This is a genomic window from Pseudomonas fluorescens HK44 (assembly GCF_000217955.3).
GTDB lineage: Bacteria > Pseudomonadota > Gammaproteobacteria > Pseudomonadales > Pseudomonadaceae > Aquipseudomonas > Aquipseudomonas fluorescens_AQ.
This window is the reverse complement of the sequence record NZ_AFOY02000026.1, coordinates 34,027-48,530: the sequence shown is the minus strand read 5'-3', so window position 1 is coordinate 48,530 and position 14,504 is coordinate 34,027. Positions and strand designations below refer to the sequence as shown.

The window sequence follows — 14,504 nt, the reverse complement described above, 5'->3', positions numbered from 1 at the left end:
ATCGAACGCGGGGCCTTTTTTGCGCAGCGATTGGCCGCTGTTGCGCTCACATCGGTCGCTGCGTTGCCCTGATCGTCCGGTGGTCCGTGACAACATCGCAGCGGTCCAATAGATTAGGCAACCCGAAAACGCCGATGCTGTTCTCGTCTTAAATTCTGTTTAAAGAAGTAGTGAAATTTCAATGCCAGATTCCAATACCGCTGAATCCGTAGTCACCTTGTCGTCCAAAGCGGAATACGAAAACTCCATCAATCTTTCACAACACGTGCCGCAGGCCAAAACCATCAGCGAGATGGTCCTGGATGCCTTCCACACCTCGAAAGAAAGCGACCAGATTCGCGAATTGCGCGCGGCCATCCGCCAGGCTCACGACCGTTTCGACGACGACAAAGCCTACGAACTGATGGGCGAGCTCAAACAACTCAAGGACGCCGAGGCCGCCGATATCGCTGCCCTCGAAGACCTGAGCAGCAAGTTCCCGATCAGCCGGATTCTGTCGAGTTTCAAGGATGACCCAAGCTTTCAGGAACTGGTCTATGGCCTGGCGCTGAAAGTGCTGAACCAGACCCATCAAGCCATCAGCAACCCAAGCAGCGGCAAGAGCAAAGCGGCCCGCCCCAAGAAAGAAATCGAAGTGTTCAGCATCAGCAAGGACGGCACCAGCGTCAGCCTGCCACTGCGCAACCCGCGCTCCAAGCCGAACGTCGACCGTGAAGCCTTCGAATTCCTCGGTTTCACCTTTGTGGGTGAAGGCGACGAGGCGGAGCTTGCCAGCGAGACCTTCATTGACAATGCCGGCACCGAACAACCGGCTACCCGCAAAGCCATCGTCACCGCCCTGCAACAGCAGACGGCGTTCGACGGTTACAGCATCGCCGCGCAATAACCGCTCCTCTTCTAAAAATCGCTGGCTTGCCAGCGATTGCGGCCACTCGGCCCGCCTGACAAATCCTGAATCCGGTCTACATTAAAAAGCCACTACCCAAAGCGCAGGGATTCGCTTATCCTTTTGGCTGTATATAAATACAGTAGTCGCAAAAGACAACTATCGTGAAGGCATGTGAGGTGGTGAATGGCCGTCGAAGTGGTATACCGCAGCAGCCGAGATCTGGAGCGCTTGTTCATGGATAAAGCCGAAGCTGACCGTCATGACAAAATGCTCGAACTGGCTGAATTACTGGCGCAAGTGTTGCAAAAAGCGGTTCCGTCGCTGACCGAGCAACAGGTGGAAGAAGCCGGGATCTACATGGCGAAAAACCGCGATGTGTTCGCCAAGGCGTTCAAGAGCCAGCCGGACGCCCTGTCCGAATTGCTCAACGTGCCTGTTGCAGCCGTTGAACCAGTTGAACCTGTTGAGCCAACGGAATCAGCGGAGCCTGCCAAACCCGCAAAATCCGCTAAACCTGCCAAGTAAGCAACGCCCGAATTGAACAGGCCCTGAGTCACTGACTCAGGGCCTTTTTCATGCCTGGATTTCAACTGTCCGGTTGTTCCAGTGCCTCGACCAACACCTTGAAGAACCGTGCTGCTTCCCCTCCCGTCACCACCCGGTGATCGAAAGTCAGCGACAGCGGCAATATCGGGTGCACCACAACCTTGCCCGCCATCGCCACCGGTTCGTCGCGAATGGCACCGGCCGCGAGGATCGCCACTTGCGGCGGTACGACCACCGGGTTGGCATAGCGCCCGAACAGGGTGCCGAAGTTCGACAAGGTCAGGGTCGCGCCCATCATTTCCCTGGCCGGGATCGAGCGCGCCTGCACGTCGGCGCGCAAGCGAGTGATGCCTTCTTTCAAATCATCTGACGAGCGATTGCCCACATCGCGCAACACCGGCACGAACAAACCGTCGGGGGTGTCGACGGCAATGCCCAGATTCAGGGTGTCGTGGTGCTTGATCGACAAGGACTTGCCATCAAACCCACTGTTGAGCATCGGCTCCACGGCACAGGCTGCCGCCATGGCTTTGGCCAAACGGATCAACGGATCACGCGCACGGCCCCAGCGATGCAGGTTGGCATCGGCGTAGATGGTCACCGGCACCACCTCGGCGTGGGACCTGGCCATGTTCAGCGCCATGCTGCGGCGCACCCCGCGCAGCTTCTCCCCGCCAAATTTGTCACGCTCGGTTTGCGCGGCACTTTCCACGTCGCTGCGGGTGATCAGCCCATCGGGGCCGGACCCGACCAGCCCAGTCAACTCGACGCCCAGTTGCCGGGCCAGTTGCCGCACCGCCGGGGTAGCGCGAGCGTTCATGTGTTCGCGGGTCGAGGGTGCGGCGCCAACGAAAAACCGATCGTCCTGACGGCTGCCGCCGCCTTCAAGCCGACCGACCACCGTGCCGGCATCCGCCTCGCCTTCATACCCCAGCAAGGGTTCGCCGACGTGCAGGATGTCACCTTCGTCGCCGAAGGTTTTCGCCACCACACCGTCGTAAGGTGCGGGAATATCCACCAGGGCCTTGGCGGTTTCCACCGATACCAACAGTTGATCGGCCTTCACCGTATCGCCGACCTTGACGTGCCATTCGACGATTTCCGCTTCTTGCAGCCCCTCGCCCAAGTCAGGCAATTTGAAATATTTCATCGCAGCCTCCCGGGCCTCAGGCGCCTCTTTAGAAGTGGTGCAGCACGCTGTCGCAGGCGTGAAGGATGTCTTCGACGTTGGGCATGTACAGCAACTCTTGCCGATACAGCGGTGGCGGAATGTCCGGCGCAGTGACCCGCAGGATCGGCGCCTGCAAATCCAGCAATGCACGTTCATAGAGGCTGGCGGCGATTTCCGCGCCGACGCCACAGGTTCGTGGCGCTTCATGGACGATCACGCAACGGCCAGTCTTGCGCACCGAGGCCTCCAGCGTGTCGAGGTCCAGCGGCTTGATGCTCGCGACATCGATCACCTCCGCCCAAATCCCTTGTTCCGCCAGCGCATCGGCTGCCTGCAAGGTTTCCATGACGCTGGCGCCCCAGCTGATCAGAGTGATATCGCTGCCTTCACGCAAGGTGAAACAGGTATCGAGCGGCAGGCGTTTGCCATCGTCGATCAACGGTTGCGGGTTCATTCGGTAGAGCCGCGTCGGTTCGAGAAAGACTACCGGGTCCGGGTCGTCGATGGCCGCCAGCAGCAGGCCATAAGCCCGCGCCGGTGACGAAGGAATCAGCACGCGTAACCCCGGAATATGTGCAAACAGCGCCTCGGTGCTTTCACTGTGGTGTTCCGGCGCACGAATGCCGGCGCCCATCGGCGTGCGCAGCACCATCGGGCAAGTGATCCGCCCGCGCGTGCGATTGCGCATGCGGCTGGCGTGGGACACCAGATGCTCCATGGTCGCGTAGATGAAGCCCATGAACTGGATTTCCAGCACCGGTTTCAAACCTTGGGCGGCCATGCCGATCACCAGGCCGCCGAGCATGGTTTCGGCCAGCGGCGTATCGATCACCCGCTTGAAGCCAAAGCTGTCGCGCAGCCCTAGCGTGGCGCGAAACACACCACCGTTCACGCCGACGTCCTCACCGAGCACAATCACGTTTTCGTCCTCGCGCATGGCCCGGTGCAACGCCAGGTTGACCGCTTCCAGCAGCGTGACTTTGCCGTTACTCATGAGCGGCCTCTCCTGCACGGCGCGCCGCGCGTTCAAGCAACCACTCGCGCTGCTCGGCCAATGCGGCCGGCCACTGGGCATAAACATGATCGATCACCGATTCAGGTGACTGATGGCCGGCCGCATCGAAGTTATCCACAGCGCCCTGCACCAGCGCCTGACACTCGGCAATCAGTGCCTGTTCGCGCCCCTCGTCCCACACGCCCTGCCCGGCCAGATAACGTTGCAAGCGCTTGACCGGTTCTTCAAGCCAGGCCTGTTTGACCTCTTCGGCCGGGCGATAGCGGGTCGCATCGTCTGCGGTGGTGTGATCGCCGAGGCGGTAACTCACACACTCCAGCAACACCGGGCCTTTACCGTGACGCGCGCGTTCAAGGGCGATTTGCACCCGGTCGTAGACCGCGAGTATATCGTTGCCATCGACTTGCTCGCCGTGGAAACCGGCGCCGATTGCCTTCTGTGCCAGGGTCGGCGCCGCGCATTGAATCCGCCGTGGCACCGAGATCGCCCACTGGTTGTTGTTGATCACGAACACCACCGGCAACTGCCAGGCCCCCGCGACATTCAAGGCTTCAAGAAAGTCGCCCTTGCTGGTGGCGCCATCGCCGCAGGTGGTTACAGCCACCCGGTGCTCGCCGCGAATCTTGAATGCACTGGCGACTCCGCATGCGTGCAGCGCCTGGGTGGCAATCGGCACGCAGATCGGGAAGTCCTCGACCGCCGCGGGCTCGGCAAAGTCGCTGCCGCGCTCATCGCCGCCCCAGTACAGCAAAATCTCTTCCATGCGCACCCCGCGCATCAATTGCACGCCGGTGTCGCGGTAATACGGGATCAGCACGTCTTCAGGATGCATCAGGCTGCCGACTGCCACGCCGATCGCTTCCTGGCCAAGCGTGGGTGCGTAAGTGCCGATGCGCCCGGTGCGTTGCAGGGCGACGGCTTTTTGATCGAAGAGACGGGTCAGGACCATTTGCCGGTAGAGGCGGGTCAGCAGATTGAAGTCGTCGGCCCAGGCGGGAAGTTCGCTCAACGCCTGGCCGTCGGGGGATAAATAGCGGGTGTAGGGAAGGTCGACCTTGTTATGAGACATCAAACAGCTCCTTGCACGCCGGGTCAGCGTGCCGTTGTCGGGCCTGACGCTTGTGGCGCCAGGCTCAAGGAGCAAGTCGACCAGGTAAGGTCCTCACTCCGTCATCGGTACAGCACTTTCTCTGCCAGCTCATCCGCCACCCGGGCCGGCGAGCGTTTTTCAGCCTGGGCGTGGGCGAAGACTTCGGTCAGCCGCGAGCTGATTTTCGAGAGGTGCGCGGTGATGTTCGACAACGCCTCGCCACGGTGTTTGAGCGATACATAAATCAACCCGCCGGAATTGATCACGTAGTCCGGCGCATACAGAATGCCGCGGTTCTCCAACTGATCGGCAACCTGCAGGTTGGTCAACTGATTGTTGGCCGAACCCGCCACTGCGGCGCAGCGCAATTGCGCAACGCTATGGCTGTTGAGCACGCCGCCCAGACCGCACGGTGCGAGGATGTCGCAGGGAGTACTGAGCAGCGATTCGTTGGCAATCGGACGGGCGCCCAACTGCTCGATGGCCAGTTGCACCTTGCCGGCGTCGATGTCGCTGACCAGCAATTCGGCCCCGGCGGCATGCAGTTGCTCGGCGAGCGAAAAACCGACATTGCCCAACCCCTGGACCGCCACCCGCAGGCCTTCGAGATTGTCACTGCCCAAGCGGGCCATGGCCGTGGCGCGAATACCGCTGAACACCCCCATGGCGGCATGCGGTGCTGGATCGCCGGCAGCGGTGGTGCTGGTGACATGCTGGGTTGTCTGGGCAATGCAGTCCATGTCGGCGACCGAGGTGCCGCTGTCGATGGCCGTGATGTAGCGACCGTCGAGCTGTTCGACCACGCGACCGAAGGCTTCAAACAAGGCACTGCGGCTTTCGACATGGGCCGGGCGAATGATCACCGCCACCCCGCCACCCTGTGCCAGGCCGGCCAGTGCGGCTTTGTAACTCATGCCTTGCGCCAGGCGCGCAGCATCCACCACGGCGCTTTCATCGTCGGGATAGGCAAGGTAACGGCAGCCACCGAGGGCGGGGCCCAAACGGCTGCAATGAATGGCAATCACCGCCTTCAACCCGGTCACCGGGTCAACGCTCAGGTGCAGCGATTCAAGGCGAGTGCTTTGCATGAGAGCGAACATCGTAGGGCTCCCGAATCACTTCTTGTAGTCGCCAGTATAGGCCTGCGGCTGAAAATTGCTGAAGCGCACCGGAATAAGCAGCAGGGGTTTTACAGCCTTTAAGACATAACCTGCAACGGCATGTGTAGAGCACTGGACGAATGCCTGAGACGGGGCTAAAACGAGGCATTCGACGGAGATTTTGATGAACCCGCGCCACGCTTTTTTCGCCTGTCTGCAACGCTCGCCACCGGCGCTCTTCGAAGCGGCGCTGTGGATCGCTGCCGAGCACGATCCGCAGGTGAAGCCCGAGGTGCTGCTGGAGCAATTCAAGGATCTGCAACAACGGGTCAGTGCCGGTTTACCCATGTTGCCGGTCAGCGAGTTGGCCCAACCGTTGTTGCGGCGACTCAATGACATGGGTTATCAACAGGACGAATCCATCCCGCTGCGCCCGCAGGCGGCGCTGCTCAACAAGGTGCTGGAACGCCGACGCGGGCAACCGCTGGCCCTCGGTTTGATCGCGCTGGAGTTGGCCCGGCGGCTGGAGATCCCAATGGTCGGGGTGAATTTTCCCGGGCACTTTCTGTTGCGGGTGCCGGGTGCCGATCATGTGCTCGACCCGTGTGGCGGTCGGCGCCTGTACCCCAACGACTGTCGCGAGTTGCTGCAGCGCCAGTACGGTCCGAACATGCAGCTCAGCGCCGAGCATCTGGTGACGAGCGATCCGGTCCAAATGCTCCAGCGGCTGTCGCGCAACTTGCGTCAGTTGCATTTAGCCAACGACGACAACATCGGTGCGCTGATCGATGCCGAACGGGTGCTGGAGCTCGGTAATGCCTGCGTCAGCGACTACCTGGCCCGCGCCAGCCTCTATCAACGGCTGGACTGCCCCAACGCCGAACGTTTCGACCTGGAGCATGCCTTGCTGCTCACCGACGACCCGATCCAGCGCATTCGCCTGACCGAACGGCTGGGGCATTTGCCACCTAACGCCATCGTGCATTAACCCTTTAACCACTGCATTCCTGTGGCGAGGGAGCTTGCTCCCGCTGGGCTGCGCAGCAGCCCCAAAACCGGCGAATGAGATCCTTCAGAAACAGTGTTACTGCCTGTTTTTGGAGCGCTTCGCACTCCAGCGGGAGCAAGCTCCCTCGCCACAAGAACAATCAGTGTCCGTTCAGTTATGGGGTATCGGGCTGATTCGCCGGGTGGGCCTTGATGAAGGCCGGATGCTGCGCTGCCAGCGCCGCAACCCGGCGAATCCGTGGATACGCCTCAAGGGAAATGTTGAACCGCTCGGCCGCGTACAGCTGCGGGATCAAGTAGACATCCGCCAACCCCGGCGCGCTGCCGAAACAGTAACCCTCATCGCCAATCAAGTGCTCGACCGCCGCCAGCCCCTGAGTGATCCAGTGGCCGATCCACTGCACCACTTGTGGCTCATCGTGACCGAGTTGGCGCAGTTGATTGAGCACGCTGACGTTGTGCAGCGGATGAATGTCGCAACCGATCAACGCCGCCACCCCACGCTCGTGCGCGCGCCTGGCCAGGTCCTTGGACAACAGCGGCACCTGTGGATAACGCTCTTCCAGGTACTCGATGATCGCCGGGGACTGGATCAGCAACTCGCCTTCATCGGTGCGCAAGGCTGGCACCCGGCCTTGCGGGTTGATCTGTAAATAAGCCGGTTGCTGGTGTTCGCCACCTTGCGGCGCGATCAAGTTGATCGGCAGCGCCTGGTAATCCAGACCTTTGAGTGCCAGGGCAATGCGCACCCGAAAGGACGATGTCGAACGGTAGTAGGTAAAGAGTTCCATAGCCTGAACCTCTTAGCGCGCCGGCAGGATTTTGCCGCGGCATTCGCCGAAACCAATGGAGGCGAAACCGTCACGGCTGCAGCGTGCGCGCAGGATGATTTCGTCGCCGTCTTCAAGGAACTTGCGCACCTCGCCCGAAGCCAGTTCGATCGGCTTTTTACCGCCTTCGGTGATTTCCAGCAGGCTGCCGAACTGCCCGTTTTCCGGCCCCGACAAGGTGCCCGAACCGAACAGGTCACCGGCCTGCAACTGGCAACCGTTGACGCTGTGGTGCGCGACCATTTGCGCTACGGTCCAGTACATGTATTGAGTGTTGCTCAGCGTCAGGCGATGGGCTGGCAGGTTTTGTTCGCGCATGGCTTCGGTGAGCAGCAGCACTTCCAGTTCAATATCAAAGGCGCCCGCGGCCTGATCGCGTTTGTCGGACAGGTACGGCAGCGGCTGCGGATCGCCCTCGGGACGCGCCGGTTGGGCACGGCGGAACGGCTCCAGCGCTTCAGCGGTGACAACCCATGGCGAGATGCTGGTGATGAAGCTTTTCGACAGGAACGGCCCCAGTGGCTGGTATTCCCAGGCCTGGATGTCGCGCGCCGACCAGTCATTCAGCAGGCAGAAACCGGCGATGTGCTCGGCGGCGTCGCCGATGGCAATCGAGTCGCCCATTTCATTGCCTTGGCCGATCCAGATGCCAAGCTCCAGTTCATAGTCCAGACGCGCACACGGGCCGAAGGTTGGCTCGGTCTGACCGGCTGGCAAGGTTTGGCCTTTCGGACGACGCACGTCGGTGCCGGACGGGCGAATGGTCGATGCACGGCCGTGGTAGCCGATTGGCACGTACTTGTAGTTCGGCAGCAGCGGGTTGTCCGGGCGGAACAGTTTGCCGACGTTCTGCGCGTGCTCGATGCCGACGTAGAAGTCGGTGTAGTCATTGATCTTGGCTGGCAGGTGCATCTGGCAATCAGCAGCCAACGGCAGCAGTTTTGCGCCTTGGGCTTCAATCTTGCCGCGCAGGGTGCTGCCTTCGGTGAACAGTTCCAGCATACGTTCACGCAGGGCCACGCGGGCGCCACGACCGAGGTCAAAGAACGCGTTCAGTTGACCGCCACGGGTGGCTTCGACGGCCGCACGCGCCGCACCGTCAAACAGACCGGCTTCGAGCGCCACTTCCAGGTCGAAAATATGCTCGCCGATCGCCACACCGCTACGCGGCGCCGAACCCTGGGTGCTGAACACGCCCAGCGGCAGGTTTTGCAGCGGGAAGTCGGTGTGACCGTTGGCGGAGGCAACCCAGCTACGAGTGGGGGTGGTCTGAGTCATGGGTTATCTCCGATTCGGGTTGAAAGTGGCGGGCAGCGAGGCCCAGCAAGCATCGTAGTTGTTTTGCAGCTGCGGGCAATCGAGGGCAAAACGGCTTGGGCGCAACACTTGGCTGGTCTCGAACATGAAGGCCATGGTGTTGTCGATTTTGCTCGGCGCAAGCTCGGCATTGATCGCCTTGGTGCAGGTTTCACCGTCCGGCCCGTGAGCGCTCATGCAACTGTGCAACGACGCGCCACCCGGCAGAAAGCCTTCGGCCTTGGCGTCGTAGGTGCCCTGGATCAGGCCCATGAATTCGTTCATCAGGTTGCGGTGGAACCACGGTGGACGGAAGGTGTTTTCGGCCACCATCCAGCGTGGCGGGAAGATCACGAAATCGAGGTTGGCCAGACCGTGGACACTGGTCGGCGACGTCAGCACGGTGAAGATCGACGGGTCCGGGTGATCGAAGCTGACCGTGCCGATGGTGTTAAAGCGGCGCAGGTCATATTTGTACGGCACATTATTACCGTGCCAGGCGACCACGTTGAGTGGCGAATGGTCGAGCTCGCAGCCCCACAACTCACCGAGGAACTTCTGCACCAGAGTGGTCGGTTGCTTGAGGTCTTCGTAGTGCGCAACCGGGGTCAGGAAGTCCCGTGGATTGGCCAGACCGTTGCTGCCAATCGGCCCAAGGTCCGGCAGGCGCAGCGGCGCGCCGTGGTTCTCGGCCAGGTAGCCACGGGCTTGCGGGTCGAGCAATTCGATGCGGAATTTCAAACCGCGTGGCAGCACGGCGATTTCCAGCGGTTCCAGCTCCAGCACGCCGAGCTCGGTGGCGATGCGCAACCGCCCCAGCTCCGGCACCAGCAACCACTCGCCATCGGCGTTGAAGAACACCCGCTCCATGGAGCGATTGGCGCGGTAGTGATAAAGGCTGATCCCGGCCGGTTTTTCCGACCCCGAGTTGGCCGCCATGCACACCAGACCGTCGATGAAATCGGTCGGCTCGGCAGGAATCTCCAACGGGTTCCAGCGCAGGCGATTGGGCGTCACGTCGCCCAGCGGTCCTCCGGCCAATTGCCGCTCCAGCTTGACGAACGCCGGGTGATTGGCCGACGGCTGAATACGGTACATCCAGGTGCGTCGCGCTTCACTGCGCACCATGGTGAACGCAGTGCCGGAGAACAGTTCGGTGTAGAGACCGTACGGGGCTTTTTGCGGGGAGTTCTGGCCGACGGGCAGTGCGCCGGGCAGCGCTTCGCTGCTGAATTCGTTGCCGAAACCTGACTGGTAAACCAGCGCTGGCGCCGTTGAATCAAGGTTCATGGAGCCTCCTGAACAGGGAGTAGGCCGTTGCCTATGGCTCCTTTTCAGAAGTCTCGGCACGCCCAGGTTATTTTTATCGTAATTCGATTACGCATAACGTAATTTGATTGGTATTGACCGTCAAGCTATAAAGACGCCCATTCATCCCGGGATCACACCGCCTCCATGGAAAAGCCGCGTAGCAGCACCGCCGACAGCGGTAAACAGAAAGTCCGCTCGGCCGAGGTCGGCACCGACATCCTCAAGGCCTTGGCCGAGTTGTCGCCATCGACGTCGTTGTCGCGTCTGGCCGAACACGTGCAGATGCCAGCCAGCAAGGTTCACCGCTATTTGCAGGCGTTGATCGCCAGTGGCTTTGCTGAACAAAACACCGCCACCAACCATTACGGCCTCGGTCGCGAAGCCTTGCGCGTTGGCCTGGCCGCTTTAAACAGTATGGACGTGCTGAAAGTCGCCGCCCTGCCGCTGGCCGAGTTGCGCGATGACCTGAACGAAACCTGCTTCCTCGCGGTGTGGGGCAACCAGGGCGCAACCGTGGTGCATATCGAACCCGCCGTGCGCGCGGTAACGGTGGTGACGCAACTGGGTTCGGTACTGCCGCTGCTCAGCTCATCCACCGGCCTGGTGTTCAGTGCTTATTTGCCGAACCGTGAAACCGTCGAGCTGCGGGAACTGGAAGTGCAGGCAACGGCAGCCCATCCTCTGGCCGATGACCAGGCCTACGCAACCTTGTGTGAACAGATCCGCGAACGCGGCCTGCACCATGTGCATGGTCTACTGATGCCGGGAGTCGATGCGCTCTCCGCCCCAGTGTTCAATGCCGTCGGCCAGGTGGCGGCTGTGCTGACCATTGTCGGCCCGACGTCGTTGTTCCACGCCGATGAAAACGGCCCGGCGGCGCAGCGATTGCTGGCGGCGACCCGGGCCGTGAGTTGGCGGATGGGCTATGAGCCCAGCGCCGTTGTCGGTTAAATCGTTCGGCGCTGAACGCCTGTGTTTACTCCAGTAGCGTCTGCTCGCTGGAATCGGGCTCTTCGAGCGCCTCCTTCATCAATGCGCTCATCACTGCCAGATCCACTGTTGTTCCACTGCACGCAGAGACAACGCTCAAACAGGTATTCGTATCACCCAAGCGCTTGGCAATCGCCTTCTGCACCTGCGAGAAACCCAACTTGCCGATACGCATCGTGGCCAGTTCCAGCATGCAATCGAGGTAGCTGGAGAAGACCTTCTTATAGTCACCTTCGTGGTAAGCCATTTCCCCCTCAAACACCCCTTTTGCCATCACGACGGCGCTCAATCCAAAACCGATCGGCGGGAACACACAGCCTACGACGGCAACCGCCGCTACCGCAGCGTCGTAGCTCAGTTTGGCAACAACCTCGATGAGGCTGGTGGTCTGGGCATCTACACCGTTAATGATCTGTCTGATCATCTCGCTGTAACAATGAGAGAAATTGAATACACGGCTATTGACTGGTAGTGCTGGCGGATCGATGTCGGCACTCCTGCGGTCTACCTCTTCGATGTAATCGCTGATCACCCGCTGGTCGGTGTATTTGACTCGCTTGCAGTAATAACCGCCTAAACCTCCCTCTTTCACCGACCTGGCGAACTCCGCCAGCGGTCGAAAGTACCGGCCATCTGGAGCATGAGGGGTATACAACAGATCCTCGGCAACTCCGTTGTTCATCATGCGGAAAACATAAACGCCCTGGACCTGACGGCTTTGCAGATGAAACCTGTACACACCATCACGTTGGGGAACATCAGGATAGTCAGTCTCGATTGGATTGAAGGGCTCTGGAACGCGCAACCGATCAATGGCCTGTTCGACACGCCCATAGTGCTCCCGCGAAAGCACACCGCTAAACAGTTCCGATAACGCAGCACGCTGCATCTCATGCAGTTGCAGGTTTACATACACATCACGCTTCAGCGCAAAACCAGGAGCGTCTTTATCCAGATAGTCCGCTTCCAGCATATCGATATATTTTTCACCCGGACGCAATGCCTTCGACCAGTTGACAATGTATTGATTCAGCAGATCGGACATTGGCGGATGCCCAGGCAACAAACGAATTCGTGGGTAAACACCCGGGTTATGTATTGGCCCGCTCTCCTCCGTAATGTGATGCTCTTTGATGATGAGCTGAGACAGGGTCATCTCTTGCGAACCGTCCAGTTCCACCATGATCAGGTCGGGGTTGACCGCCACGGTCTCACCGTTGTCCGCCATCAGATCGTCAGCCATCTTTTTAACGAGGTTGTACGCAAACTTCTCGTAACTGATCAGCGCCGCCTCGTGGCTGGCGAGCCGGGTCAACGCTTTAAGCTCGGTATTCAACCGGGCGAAATACTGTCGATGGTAGGGTGTGGCCGAACGATAACCGGCAGGAATGACCGCCTCCACTTCGCCCCGCAGCCAACCGACATTGAGCAAGACAGCGTGGCGTAACGCACCATGCCCCACCGATGGCCAGGCGTTGCGCTTGATACCCCATTGAACCGGTAGCTCTGCCTGTAAATGCCGCATGTACGTATGGGTGCGCTCTCGCTCGCTGGCGTGAGACTGCCGACTCAGGTAACTGCGTGCTTCTGGCAGCCTCGTCCAGTCGAACACATGGAAGTTCAGTTGTTTGAAGCTCGCAAACTCGAACCAGACCCTGCCCCCCGGAGCGTCCGGCGCATAGAGAACGCAAGCACCGTCCTCACCTTCCGGTCCGCAATAGACAATCATCCCTTGAAAGGGGATTTTCCAGCCATCGAACGAAATCTCTCCCGCTGAATAATTTCCGGCATTCTGACTGGCCAGTTCGACGATCTTGAGGCTGTCGTCACTGATATGCCCTTGCAACTTCGCGCTGAACGAACTCAGGTCCGTGCGACTGTCCAGCACGGTTTGCAGGGCATGCAGCACCGCTTCGCTGGTGTATTTTTCTTCAAATTTCTCGGCATACAGCGAGCGCATGCTCTCGCTGCCCATCACCTCAAAAAGGTCTTGTTCGGTCAAGCCTGACGGCAGCGCCTCGCCTTCAAGGGTGATCTCCAATGGAACAGAGGCCGGATCATACAAACCATTGAGCATGAACTCGGGAAGCGTCAGGCGATTGCGTTGAACAACCTTTTGCTGGCCCACATAGAACGTATGACGAGCGTTGACGAAAATCTGCTCCGGGTCGATGAGTTCGCCGGAGAGAATTCGGACAAACTCCTGGGCATAAAAATGTGCGAACGCCTTGAGGGACCTGGTTTCTTTCAGCCGTTCATCAAGCGCATGCTCTTTTTCTGCCAGGGATTGTTCCGTATCGACATAATACTGACGATCTTCTTCACTGGCACGCTGTAGCCAATCAGGTATCAGGTGAGGTTGTTCGACCATTGCTCGTTTCGAAGGGCGTCGAAGTTCTTCCTGAACTTCATTACCCGCACCCGCCATTAAATTATTAACACTCATGCACACTTCCTTTCGGCATCCAATGACACTACCAAGTACAAAATTATTATTAGTTACAGCCAATAAAATCCTTTAACACCCCGCACACTGATCGCGCGGGGCATTCTACCGACTCAATCCATTCATCGACTACTGCACAGACTTATAAGAAGCTGCTTATTGCGCTCGGTAATACTCGACGATACCGCGACCAAACAAATTCAGCTTTTCAATATTGAAGATTTTGTTATCCACGCGATAAAGCGGATCAAACGTCCATTGCCGGGTAAATACACCCGCATACTCGTCGCCGAACGCTGGAAACTCGTCATCCTGGACCTTCTCCATGATCGCCCAGCTCAGGGTTTGCGAGTAATCGACTACCCGCTGCCCAAGGTCATTGACCACTGTCGAGTTCAGGTAAGTCTCATCGGCTTTGATACCATACTTCAACTGTTCAAAATCCTTATCCAGCATCGCACTGATTTCTTTCAACAAATCCATATTCAACATCTCTGAAATCCTTTTAATAAATAAGTGATCGCCCCCTACACAATAGATAAATTCACATGAACCGGGCCGACGAACACCTTATAAAGATTCCAGTCATCAAAGTACATCCCAGAACATGTATGCATTCGTAAACAACCACAACAAAATCGTGCTAAACCCACACTTAAAATACTGAACCCCTGCACTGTTTCCCTGGCCACCGCCTGAGTTCCTCGCCCCACGCCCAACGTTCCATTGATCCGTCGCGCCTGGGCTTTTATCGCATGTAACGATATAAACAAGAGGTCGACAATTTGTTAGTTCGCGTTACCTTTGGCGAC

Annotated in this window: 12 protein-coding genes and 1 pseudogene; 4 read left to right on the top strand and 9 right to left on the bottom strand. The window is 59.1% G+C overall.

Annotated features, from left to right (window positions below):
* Positions 1-181 precede the first annotated feature (181 nt).
* Positions 182-886 (top strand): hypothetical protein, encoded by a 705-nt coding sequence (locus HK44_RS26965; RefSeq protein ID WP_019693509.1) that lies wholly within the window; start codon positions 182-184, stop codon positions 884-886.
* A gap of 186 nt (positions 887-1,072) precedes the next feature.
* Positions 1,073-1,312: pseudogene (locus HK44_RS26960) on the top strand (YebG family protein); the annotation flags it as partial.
* A gap of 163 nt (positions 1,313-1,475) precedes the next feature.
* On the opposite strand, the gene HK44_RS26955 reads toward HK44_RS26960, so the two are convergent.
* From HK44_RS26955 to HK44_RS26940, 4 genes are all read right to left on the bottom strand, one after another.
* Positions 1,476-2,585 (bottom strand): dihydrolipoamide acetyltransferase family protein, encoded by a 1,110-nt coding sequence (locus HK44_RS26955; RefSeq protein WP_019693511.1) that lies wholly within the window; start codon positions 2,583-2,585, stop codon positions 1,476-1,478.
* A 28-nt stretch (positions 2,586-2,613) separates the two neighbouring features.
* The gene (locus tag HK44_RS26950) at positions 2,614-3,600 is read right to left on the bottom strand and encodes an alpha-ketoacid dehydrogenase subunit beta (protein ID WP_019693512.1); all 987 of its coding nucleotides are present in this window, start codon (positions 3,598-3,600) and stop codon (positions 2,614-2,616) included.
* Complete coding sequence (gene pdhA, locus HK44_RS26945; protein WP_019693513.1) at positions 3,593-4,690, bottom strand: pyruvate dehydrogenase (acetyl-transferring) E1 component subunit alpha; 1,098 nt, start codon at positions 4,688-4,690, stop codon at positions 3,593-3,595. Before pdhA ends, HK44_RS26950 begins: the two co-directional genes overlap by 8 nt.
* A gap of 101 nt (positions 4,691-4,791) precedes the next feature.
* A complete protein-coding gene (locus tag HK44_RS26940) occupies positions 4,792-5,811 on the bottom strand; it encodes a Glu/Leu/Phe/Val dehydrogenase family protein (protein WP_019693514.1) in 1,020 nt (339 codons plus the stop codon).
* Between the two features lie 184 nt (positions 5,812-5,995).
* Between HK44_RS26940 and HK44_RS26935 the strand changes: the two genes are divergently transcribed.
* Positions 5,996-6,799 (top strand): SirB1 family protein, encoded by an 804-nt coding sequence (locus HK44_RS26935; RefSeq protein WP_019693515.1) that lies wholly within the window; start codon positions 5,996-5,998, stop codon positions 6,797-6,799.
* Positions 6,800-6,974: 175 nt separating this feature from the next.
* On the opposite strand, the gene maiA is transcribed toward HK44_RS26935, so the two are convergent.
* The 3 genes from maiA to hmgA are packed head-to-tail and all read right to left on the bottom strand — an operon-like array spanning position 6,975 to position 10,235.
* On the bottom strand, positions 6,975-7,610 hold the full coding sequence (gene maiA, locus HK44_RS26930; protein WP_019693516.1) for a maleylacetoacetate isomerase: 636 nt from the start codon (positions 7,608-7,610) through the stop codon (positions 6,975-6,977).
* A 12-nt stretch (positions 7,611-7,622) separates the two neighbouring features.
* Entirely contained in the window at positions 7,623-8,927 is a 1,305-nt protein-coding gene (gene fahA, locus HK44_RS26925; protein WP_019693517.1) for a fumarylacetoacetase, read from the bottom strand.
* Between the two features lie 3 nt (positions 8,928-8,930).
* Complete coding sequence (gene hmgA, locus HK44_RS26920) at positions 8,931-10,235, bottom strand: homogentisate 1,2-dioxygenase (RefSeq protein WP_019693518.1); 1,305 nt, start codon at positions 10,233-10,235, stop codon at positions 8,931-8,933.
* 165 nt (positions 10,236-10,400) lie between these two features.
* On the opposite strand from hmgA, the gene HK44_RS26915 reads away from it, so the two are divergent.
* A complete protein-coding gene (locus tag HK44_RS26915; RefSeq protein WP_019693519.1) occupies positions 10,401-11,207 on the top strand; it encodes an IclR family transcriptional regulator in 807 nt (268 codons plus the stop codon).
* A 25-nt stretch (positions 11,208-11,232) separates the two neighbouring features.
* Here the strand turns inward: HK44_RS26915 and HK44_RS26910 are convergent, their stop codons facing one another.
* Positions 11,233-13,692 (bottom strand): dermonecrotic toxin domain-containing protein, encoded by a 2,460-nt coding sequence (locus HK44_RS26910; RefSeq protein ID WP_031319726.1) that lies wholly within the window; start codon positions 13,690-13,692, stop codon positions 11,233-11,235.
* A gap of 156 nt (positions 13,693-13,848) precedes the next feature.
* Entirely contained in the window at positions 13,849-14,184 is a 336-nt protein-coding gene (locus HK44_RS26905; protein WP_019693521.1) for a hypothetical protein, read from the bottom strand.
* Positions 14,185-14,504: the final 320 nt, after the last annotated feature.

What these genes read in the sequence shown, in the direction of transcription:
- HK44_RS26950 (WP_019693512.1), bottom strand. Translation starts at nt 3,600, where the DNA reads ATGAGTAACGGCAAAGTCACGCTGCTGGAAGCGGTCAACCTGGCGTTG.
- fahA (WP_019693517.1), bottom strand. Translation starts at nt 8,927, where the DNA reads ATGACTCAGACCACCCCCACTCGTAGCTGGGTTGCCTCCGCCAACGGT.
- maiA (WP_019693516.1), bottom strand. Translation starts at nt 7,610, where the DNA reads ATGGAACTCTTTACCTACTACCGTTCGACATCGTCCTTTCGGGTGCGC.
- HK44_RS26935 (WP_019693515.1), top strand. Translation starts at nt 5,996, where the DNA reads ATGAACCCGCGCCACGCTTTTTTCGCCTGTCTGCAACGCTCGCCACCG.
- hmgA (WP_019693518.1), bottom strand. Translation starts at nt 10,235, where the DNA reads ATGAACCTTGATTCAACGGCGCCAGCGCTGGTTTACCAGTCAGGTTTC.
- HK44_RS26915 (WP_019693519.1), top strand. Translation starts at nt 10,401, where the DNA reads ATGGAAAAGCCGCGTAGCAGCACCGCCGACAGCGGTAAACAGAAAGTC.
- HK44_RS26965 (WP_019693509.1), top strand. Translation starts at nt 182, where the DNA reads ATGCCAGATTCCAATACCGCTGAATCCGTAGTCACCTTGTCGTCCAAA.
- HK44_RS26910 (WP_031319726.1), bottom strand. Translation starts at nt 13,692, where the DNA reads ATGAGTGTTAATAATTTAATGGCGGGTGCGGGTAATGAAGTTCAGGAA.
- HK44_RS26955 (WP_019693511.1), bottom strand. Translation starts at nt 2,585, where the DNA reads ATGAAATATTTCAAATTGCCTGACTTGGGCGAGGGGCTGCAAGAAGCG.
- pdhA (WP_019693513.1), bottom strand. Translation starts at nt 4,690, where the DNA reads ATGTCTCATAACAAGGTCGACCTTCCCTACACCCGCTATTTATCCCCC.
- HK44_RS26905 (WP_019693521.1), bottom strand. Translation starts at nt 14,184, where the DNA reads ATGTTGAATATGGATTTGTTGAAAGAAATCAGTGCGATGCTGGATAAG.
- HK44_RS26940 (WP_019693514.1), bottom strand. Translation starts at nt 5,811, where the DNA reads ATGTTCGCTCTCATGCAAAGCACTCGCCTTGAATCGCTGCACCTGAGC.